Genomic DNA, 8,027 nt, shown 5'->3' with positions numbered 1-8,027 from the left:
GCGCATCCCCCGCTCCTTGTCAGCACCCCCGAACAGCAGGACGAAGGAGCACACCATGACCCCCGAGATCAGCACCTACGAGCGCCTCCTCGAGATGGAGGCTCGCCAGCGCCAGGACCCGTTCTGGGGCCGCATCCACCGGCAGCTCGACGAGATCGAGGCCGCCGCACCCACCACCAGCGCCGAGGTCCTTCGCCTCCTGGGCAGCGACAGCTCCGACTCGGGGTTCTTCCACGGCGGAATGGACCGCGAACTCCTGGGCTCGCTCACCATCGCCGGATGGGAGGTCACCGAGTACAACGCCGCCTACTACTGGACCGCGCAGCACCCCGCCACGGGCGAGAGCCTCGAGTACATCGAGGGCGACGTCTACAACCGCACCGACCGGTGAGCCGGACCCGGGCCAAGGGCCCGGGTCCCTCACCCAAGCGGCGCCCGGCTGCGCCGGGCACTCCGCCGCTACAGCGCACTCCGTGCTCTCGAGCATCGCCTCACCGGCGACCCTCTGACGGCGACCGGCTCCGCCGGCCCCTGCGCACGCCCCGCGACCCGTCGCGGGGCGCATCCCTCATTCCCCGTGTCCTGGGCTTCTCACTATGACCCCTGCGCTCCTCCACACAACCCCGCTGCGCGGGGTCCGGGCAGCCGACAACTTCCCGACGCGCTGCGCTTATCTCGCCGAGAACTTCTCGACTACCCGGCCCTCCGGGTGTGCTCCCTCGCTCCGGGGCCCGTTCAAAAGCACCAGGGCACGGGGAAAAAACGACCGGGCCACCCACCACACCGACGGAGACACCCATGGACGAGAACACCACCCACTGCCACAGCTGCCACCGCGACATCCCCGCTCTCAGCGAGTTCTACGGCGGCGGCCGCGACCTCACCGCGCACCAGCCCGACTGCCCCGAGCTCGCCGAGGCCCTCGCCGACCTCCGCAACCGCTGACCCTCACCACCAAGGAGCACACCATGACCGACCAGACCCTCACCATCCACGGCCGCCAGGTCACCGCCCGCGGCAACCTCGACCTCCTCGTCGCCCCCGGCCGCGTCCTCATCACCGGTAGCCGCGCCAGCACCCCCTACGGCGAGGCCGTCACCACCAGCACCACCGAGATGCTCACCCAGCGCGGAGCGATCCTCATCGCCAGCACCGCCTACGGCATCGACGGCACCGCCGTCCGCGCCGCCCGCCCGGACCGCACCGTCCTCGTCCAGGCCGCAGGCCTGAACCGCCCCTACCCGCGCGGCAACGCCCACCTCGCCCACCACGTGCAGGACCAGGGAGGCCTCCTCCTCACCGTCGCCACCGACCCTGACGCCGGCCCCACCCGCTGGGACCTCCTCGACGCCGCCGCCCTCCGCGGCGCGATCGCCCACCATGCCCTGTTCGTTGAGGGCGCGCACCGCAGCACCGCCTACGGAGCCTCCCTCACCTGCCCCTCCGTCTGGGCCGTCCCCGGCCCGCTCACCAGCGCCGCGAGCGCATTCCCGCTCCGCCTCCTGCGCGAGGGTGCCCAACTCTGGACCGAGGACCCCGCCGACGCCGACCTCATCGCCACCGCCAACAACACCACCCACCCCTACCGAGGCGAGCACTCCGACCTCCTCAACCACCGCCGTCACGCCGCATGACCACCCGGGGGCGGACGGGATCCTCCCGGATCCCGCCCGCCCCCGGCACACTCGATACACCCCCTTCGACCAGGAGCCCGCCATGGCCATCGCCCCGCTCCGAGCGCTACTCACTCTCGCCGCCTTCGCACCTCTCACAGTTGCCTGCACGCCCCTCGCCCCCACGGAGGCGACGACGGACACCGCCGCCGTCGACTACGTCCTGGACGGCGACACCATCGAGGTCACCGACAGCGAAGGTGAGAACAAGCGCGTGCGCCTCCTCGGCATCAACACCCCCGAGCTGCCGCACGACGACGAGCCCGGCCAGTGCGGGGGAGAGGCAGCCGCCGAGCAGCTGCGCGCCCTTCTCCCCGAGGGCACCGCCATCGAGCTCATCAGCGACCCCCAGGCTGACGACGAAGACCGCTACGGCCGACTCCTGCGCTACGTCGAGCTGGAGGACGGCACCGACACCGGCGCCGCCCTCATCGCCGCCGGCTACGCCTACGCCTGGGCGCCCTCGAGCGAACCTGCACCAACACGCACGGCAGACTACGAGGCAGCCACCGCAACCGCCCGCGACGCCGGTGCCGGCTCATGGAGAGCCTGCCCCGACCTCGACCAGAGCAAGTGATCAGCCATGACCGCCAACGCACCAGGTCCCCGACCCGCACGGTGGCGAGACATCCCGCGCGCCGCGTGGATCCTCTCACGTGCCTTCACCAACGAGTCGCGCGTCGGCCGCCGTCTTCACTCCCGACGCCTCGCACAGGTGCACGCCCTCGCCGTCACGCCGTTCCTCCTGCTCATCGCGATCTACAGCACCGTGCCCGGATACCTCTACCTCGACCCGTCCCGCACCGGAGTGGCCGTAGCCGCGCCCCGCCGCAACCTCCGCAGCCTCGCCGGAGGCACCGCCGTGGTCGCGTTCCTCGTCACGGTCGGCGTACCCCTCAGCCTCGCATCGAGACTCGAGCCGGGGTACGTGCTCGAGGCAGGGACCGGTGTCGCTGCGACGTTCTGCGTCGTGCTGCTCGTCGACGCGATGATCGGCAGTCGGCACAGCCGGCGAGAGAGGAAGCGGCTGCGCCCGCTCCGGCGCAAGATCCCAGCAGGGGAGCGCTGGGACCTGATGATGCTCGCGCAGCTCCCGGACACCGAACCGGCTGCAGCGCGGCTCGCCCGGACTCTCCTTCGCACCGTCATTCCCCCTCGCGTCGTCGTCACCGCTGTTGCTCACACGACCGAGCTGCACACGAAGTACATGCGCCACGGATTCACCCCGGCCCGCGGCCGCCAGCTCTTCTACATCGTCCCGAATCGCGACCCCGCCCCGTAGCCCGGACCCAGCAGCGGGAGGGGCCGGCTCGCCAGCCGACCCCTCCCGCCTACTCACCGCCGGTGCCGTCCGCCACGACCCCGACGAGGTCGACCCCGCTCCGCCTCGAGCAGCCGCAGCACAGCCGCGCCGAGATTGAGCATCGCCGTCACCAGTGCCACCGCCATGACCAGCGCCTCCGCGATCTCCCGACTCACCTCCTCCCGCCGAGTGGGCGCGCCAGCCTACGCGCGAGCCCTGACGATCCGGACGGCCTCCCCCTAGGGGTCGCAGATCCTCTCCGCGCCGTCGTCGGCCGGTGCGGCACACATGACGGTGAGACCCGCCCACTGGGCGGTATGTCCCTCCGGTCGATCGGACGCGAAGCGTCCGGCTGGCGGGGCGGAAAGGATCACCCATGTGTCAGTTCACTGACCGTGACCCGATCAAGCGACACCGGCCCAGCACTCGTTGCCGCTATACGGGACAGGTCGCCGGCGCCGACGGCTGAGGTCCGGGAGTGCCGGCCGGATGCCTGCACCGCGTCGGCGCTCCGGGCGGGGATGAGCCGCTGCCCAGCAGCGGCCCGCCGCCCACGCCCAGGTAGCGTGTTCGACGTGGCCCGCACCCCAGCGCTTTCCCCCGGCGGCGAGGGTGCGGGCCACCCTCGCGCCTTGCGGCCGAGCCGAGTCTCATAACCGGTGAGCCCACGAGAGCGTCGAGCAGCTACCCGGCCAATGCTCGCTCGAGGACCGCGTGAGCCCACCTGGTCGAGCGGGACTCGCCCCGGTTCATGAGCTGGGCGATCAGCCCGGTCATGACCGTGTGGAGGTGATCCAGGGCGACGACGTCGCCGCGGATGCCCTGAGAGCGGAGCGCCTGGGCGCACACGTCGCGGATCGTCCCGTCGACCTCCCGCCAGATCGGCTGCAGGCCGGACTCCGTGAGCGCGCTCGCGCTGAGCACCTGCAAGACGGATGCCTCGAGACGGCGCTCGGCGTCGAGCGGCAGCATCGCCTCGAGCAGCATCCGTGCCCGCTCAGACCCCTCCGCCGGCTCGGCCGGCAGCGCGTTGATCCGCTTCCGGATGGCCGGTGCGATCGCCGCGAGGGCACGCTCCCGGACTACCGCGTGATTCGGCATCGTGTACAGCATCGAGCTCGGCGCGACGCCGGCCTCGTCGGCAAGGGCCTTCACGGTGAGAGCACCGAGACCTTCGCGGGCGATCAACCGCCAGGCAGCCGCGACCACTCGAGCGTCCCGTTCGCGCATGTTCTTCGATCTCGTGGCCACACCGCATCGTCCCACCGTCGCACACGACTCGTGGCCGGCAGGACGCTCTCGGTCAGTCGCTCTCAGAGTCTTCCGTCGACCGAGGGCGTGCGGACTTGATGGCGTAGGCCAGCAGGTAGATATCCACGAACCAGTCAGGGAGCTGGGCCTGCTCGGGCCAGTGCTCTGCGACAACATCCGTCATGCCTGTCGGATCATTCTCGTGGATCGTGGGCGCGGCCTGCTGGGTGAGGCTGAGGATGAGAATGATGTAGGAGATCCAGGTGATCGTGGTGCGCGCTGTCTGCGGCCAATCTGCGCTTTGGTGTCGCTCAGCCGCGGAGGCCGCTAGCTCCTCAAACTCAGGGCTGAGAGAGATCGCCGGGTCGGGCATCGCCGCATACTCGATCTCGCCCTCGGGGAGGTCGATGTTCGCCCCGACGGCAGCCGCGGCAGAAGTGAGAGCATCCCTGACCGCCGCATCGAATCCTGGAACCGGCACTGCCGGCACCTGGTCGGTCGTCAGGCTCATCCTCTTGAGGATGCCTAGGACGTCGACTCCTGTCTGGAACGACATCGTCCTTAGCTCCACCTGCCCGATCGCGGTCGGAGCGAACGAGGCCAACGCGCGCTTCAGCGCAGCCGATGGGTCAAGCGTTCTCAGCGCAGCTTGAGTCAAGGCAGTGACGTCGATGCTTTGCGCCGAGATGTGCGTAGCAGCCGTCAGATCGAAGTTCCGCAAGGTCGCCTGTGTAGCGGCGGCCGGGTCGAAGTCAGCCATCACGGCGCGGGCCGCGGCAGTGGGATCGAAGCCCCTAAGCGCGTTGCGCGTATAGGCGAGCGGGTCAAAGCTCTTGAGCGCTGACCGAAGCGCGGCGGCGGGGTCCGGGATCGAAGGGGGAATCGTCATGCCCCGAGTCTGCATCGTCGGCCACGGGTCCACTTGGCGTTCCCCGAACTGCCTGCAGGTGCAACTCTGGGGTATACCCGAGTGAGCAGATGTGTGTCAGATTGGCTGTTTTTTTGTGGATGTGCACGGTTGATGGCGGGGCACTTGCGGCGCTACTTGGCTCGGTGCGCCTCGTGTCAATCTGGTGTCTCCCCGTCGGGGTCGAAGGCGAAGAGGGTCAGGAGGGCGATGCGGCCCCGTCGATGCCTCCCGACCGTTCCAGAACGGCATCCTCGAGGCGGTATCCCATCCCGGGCTCGGTGAGGAGATGGCGCGGGCTGGACGGGTCGTCCTCGAGCTTCTTGCGCAGCTGCGAGATGTACAGGCGCAGGTAGCCGGTGTCCTCGACGTGCTCGGTGCCCCAGATCCGGGTGAGCAGGGTCCGGCGCGAGACGAGCTTCCCGCGGTGGCGGACCAGGGTATCGATCACCTGCCACTCGGTGGGTGTGAGTCGGATCTGGCGGCGGGCGGAGGGTAGATGACGCACCACGCTGCGGGCGGCGAGGTCGATCGTGACGTCGCCGAGGCGGACGACCATCACTTCCTCGTCCTGCGGGACCCGTCGGGTGAGGGCGCGGATCCGGGCGAGCAGCTCCTCGACGGAGAACGGCTTGGTCACGTAGTCGTCGGCGCCCGCGTCCAGGGCGTCGACCTTGTCGGGCGCGCCGGTGCGCCCGGAGACCACCAGGATCGGAGCCTGCGTCCAGCCGCGCAGGGCCTGGATCACCTCGACTCCGTCGAAGTGCGGCATGCCCAGGTCCAGGAGATAGAGGTCCGGGTGCTCGTCGATCGCGGTGCTGATCGCGTCGGCGCCGTCGCTCGCGGTGACCACGGAGTATCCCTTGGCTGTGAGTGTAATTCGCAGGGCGCGCAGGAGCTGTGGATCGTCGTCCGCGATGAGGATCTTCATGGGGTCTCCTGCGGCGTCGGAGGGGAGAGAGGGAGGGAGACGACCATGGTCAATCCACCGCCCGGGGTGTCCTCAGGGTTCAGAGTGCCGTGCATCGCCTCGACGAAGCCGCGGGACAGGGCGAGTCCGAGGCCTAGACCGCTGGTGTTGTCGGTGTCGCCGAGGCGTTGGAAGGGGACGAAGACATCGTTGTGGCGGTTTTCGGGGATGCCTGGCCCGTGATCGATGATCCGGATTTCCAGCCGGGAGCCGAAGGTACTGGTAGTAAGGGTCACCGGTCGGTCAGGTGGAGAGTAGCGGGCGGCGTTGGCCAGCAGGTTCACGAGGGCCCGCTTGAGCAGCACCGGGTCGGCCTCGGCGGTGTGCTCGTCATGGGCGAGGGCGAGACGCACCGCGGTGGGGCCGAGCTCCAGCTCGTCGAGCGCCTGGGCGATCGCCGAGGCGGGATCCGTGGGGAGGCTCGTGATGGTCAGGACTCCGGCCTGCAGGCGGCTGACGTCGAGCAGGTCGCCCACCAGGGCGGCGAGCGAGTCCAAGCTCTCCTCGGCCGTGAGTAGGAGCTCCCGCGTGTCCTCCGGGGAGAGGTGACCGTCGGCGGTGCGGAGCCCGCCCACGGCCGTCGCCGCCGCGGCGAGGGGGCGGCGCAGGTCGTGGCTGAGCGCCGAAAGCAGCGCACCGCGCACCCTGTCGGAGGCCGCGATCGGGATGATCTCCTCCGCGGTCGCGGCGAGCCGGCGATGCTCGATCGCGGCGTCGATCTGCGCGGCGACGACGCTGAGGAGGCGCCGTTCAGAGGCCCGGAGGTCCCCGCCGTGCAGCACGAGACGGGCGTCCTGGGCGAGCGGGAGGCCCGTGGTCCCGGACTCCGGCAGGGGGGCGCCAGAGGAGGCGTGCACGGTGCCGTCCTCGTCGCGGACCTCGACCGCGTCCAGCTGGAAGGCCTCGCGGGTGCGGTCCACGAGTGCCTGGATCGCATCGTCCCCGCGCAGCACGCTGCCGGCCACGGTCTGGAGCAGCTCGGACTCCGCTTCGGCCCGTCGGGCGGCTCGGGTGCGTCGTGCCGCACGGTCTACGACCACGCTCACCAGCACCGCGATCGTCACGTACAGCAGCAGCGCGAGGAGGTGATGCGGCTCGGCGATGGAGATCGTGTGCAGCGGGTCGATGAAGAAGAAGTCGAGGGTGAGACCGGAGAGCAGCGCGGCGAAGAGCGCGGGCCAAATCCCGCCGGTCAGGGCGACCACGACAACGAGCAGCTGGTAGCTGAGCACGTCGGAGGTGATCGACTCCTCGGTGCGCAGGGCCAGCAGCGCGGCGGTCAGCAACGGACCGCCCAGCAGCGCAAGGACGAAACCCGCCAGACGGCGGGCGGGGGTGAGCGCCCCTCCGATCCGCGGCAATGCGAGGCGGCCGCCAGCGGCGGAGTGGGTCACGATGTGCACGTCGATGTCCCCGGACTCGCGCACCACAGTCGCCCCGATGCCGGGTCCTGTGAGTGCGGCAGCGAGACGACCACGCCGACTCACCCCGATCACGAGCTGGGTCGCCTCGACGGAGCGAGCGAAGCCCACCAGGGAGGTGGGAATGTCCTCGCCGACCACCTGGTGGTAGGTGCCGCCGAGCTCTTCGACCAGGGCGCGCTGCCGGGTGAGCGCCCCGGGGCTGCTGTGCAGCAGCCCGTCTTGGCTGGTGACGTGCACGGCGATCAGGTCGCCACCGGCGGAGCGCGCCGCGACACGGGCGCCGCGGCGCAGCAGCGCCTCCCCCTCGGACCCGCCGGTCAGCGCCACGACCACCCGCTCGCGGGCCTCCCAGCGGCTGTCGATCGAGTGCTCGGAGCGGTAGTCCTTCAGTGCCTGGTCGACCTCGTCGGCGAGCCACAGCAGGGCCAGCTCGCGCAGTGCGGTGAGGTTCCCGAGGCGGAAGTAGTTCGACAGCGCCGCGTCCACTCTCTCGGCGGGG

9 protein-coding genes are annotated in these 8,027 nt (G+C 70.4%); 5 read left to right on the top strand and 4 right to left on the bottom strand.

The genetic code is table 11. The features are described from left to right. Nucleotides 1–55: 55 nt before the first annotated feature. The 5 genes from HMPREF3159_RS06590 (at nucleotide 56) to HMPREF3159_RS06575 (ending at nucleotide 2,955) form a co-directional block, all read left to right on the top strand. On the top strand, nucleotides 56–391 hold the full coding sequence (locus tag HMPREF3159_RS06590; RefSeq protein ID WP_070500226.1) for a hypothetical protein: 336 nt from the start codon (nucleotides 56–58) through the stop codon (nucleotides 389–391). Nucleotides 392–798: 407 nt separating this feature from the next. Further along, a complete protein-coding gene (locus tag HMPREF3159_RS17455; RefSeq protein WP_168165391.1) occupies nucleotides 799–945 on the top strand; it encodes a hypothetical protein in 147 nt (48 codons plus the stop codon). Between the two features lie 23 nt (nucleotides 946–968). Continuing rightward, nucleotides 969–1,634, top strand: coding sequence for a DNA-processing protein DprA (locus HMPREF3159_RS17450; RefSeq protein ID WP_070500225.1), 666 nt, complete (start codon nucleotides 969–971; stop codon nucleotides 1,632–1,634). 82 nt (nucleotides 1,635–1,716) lie between these two features. Next, nucleotides 1,717–2,250, top strand: coding sequence for a thermonuclease family protein (locus tag HMPREF3159_RS06580; RefSeq protein ID WP_070500223.1), 534 nt, complete (start codon nucleotides 1,717–1,719; stop codon nucleotides 2,248–2,250). 6 nt (nucleotides 2,251–2,256) lie between these two features. Then, entirely contained in the window at nucleotides 2,257–2,955 is a 699-nt protein-coding gene (locus tag HMPREF3159_RS06575) for a hypothetical protein (RefSeq protein WP_070500220.1), read from the top strand. 705 nt (nucleotides 2,956–3,660) lie between these two features. On the opposite strand, the gene HMPREF3159_RS06570 is transcribed toward HMPREF3159_RS06575, so the two are convergent. The 4 genes from HMPREF3159_RS06570 to HMPREF3159_RS06555 form a co-directional block, all read right to left on the bottom strand. Continuing rightward, nucleotides 3,661–4,206 (bottom strand): TetR/AcrR family transcriptional regulator, encoded by a 546-nt coding sequence (locus HMPREF3159_RS06570; protein ID WP_256374515.1) that lies wholly within the window; start codon nucleotides 4,204–4,206, stop codon nucleotides 3,661–3,663. A gap of 73 nt (nucleotides 4,207–4,279) precedes the next feature. Next, a complete protein-coding gene (locus tag HMPREF3159_RS17445; RefSeq protein WP_168165389.1) occupies nucleotides 4,280–5,116 on the bottom strand; it encodes a hypothetical protein in 837 nt (278 codons plus the stop codon). 217 nt (nucleotides 5,117–5,333) lie between these two features. Next, nucleotides 5,334–6,065: a response regulator gene (locus HMPREF3159_RS06560; protein WP_070500215.1), complete on the bottom strand. Its 732-nt coding sequence runs from the start codon at nucleotides 6,063–6,065 to the stop codon at nucleotides 5,334–5,336. Further along, on the bottom strand, nucleotides 6,062–8,027 hold a 1,966-nt coding region (locus tag HMPREF3159_RS06555; RefSeq protein WP_070500227.1), incomplete at its 5' end, for a DUF4118 domain-containing protein. The genes HMPREF3159_RS06555 and HMPREF3159_RS06560, both read right to left, overlap by 4 nt.

The organism is Brachybacterium sp. HMSC06H03 (genome assembly GCF_001807385.1).
Classification (GTDB): domain Bacteria; phylum Actinomycetota; class Actinomycetes; order Actinomycetales; family Dermabacteraceae; genus Brachybacterium; species Brachybacterium conglomeratum.
The sequence above is the reverse complement of the archived record's forward strand: the minus strand, read 5'-3'. Positions and strand labels throughout refer to the sequence as shown.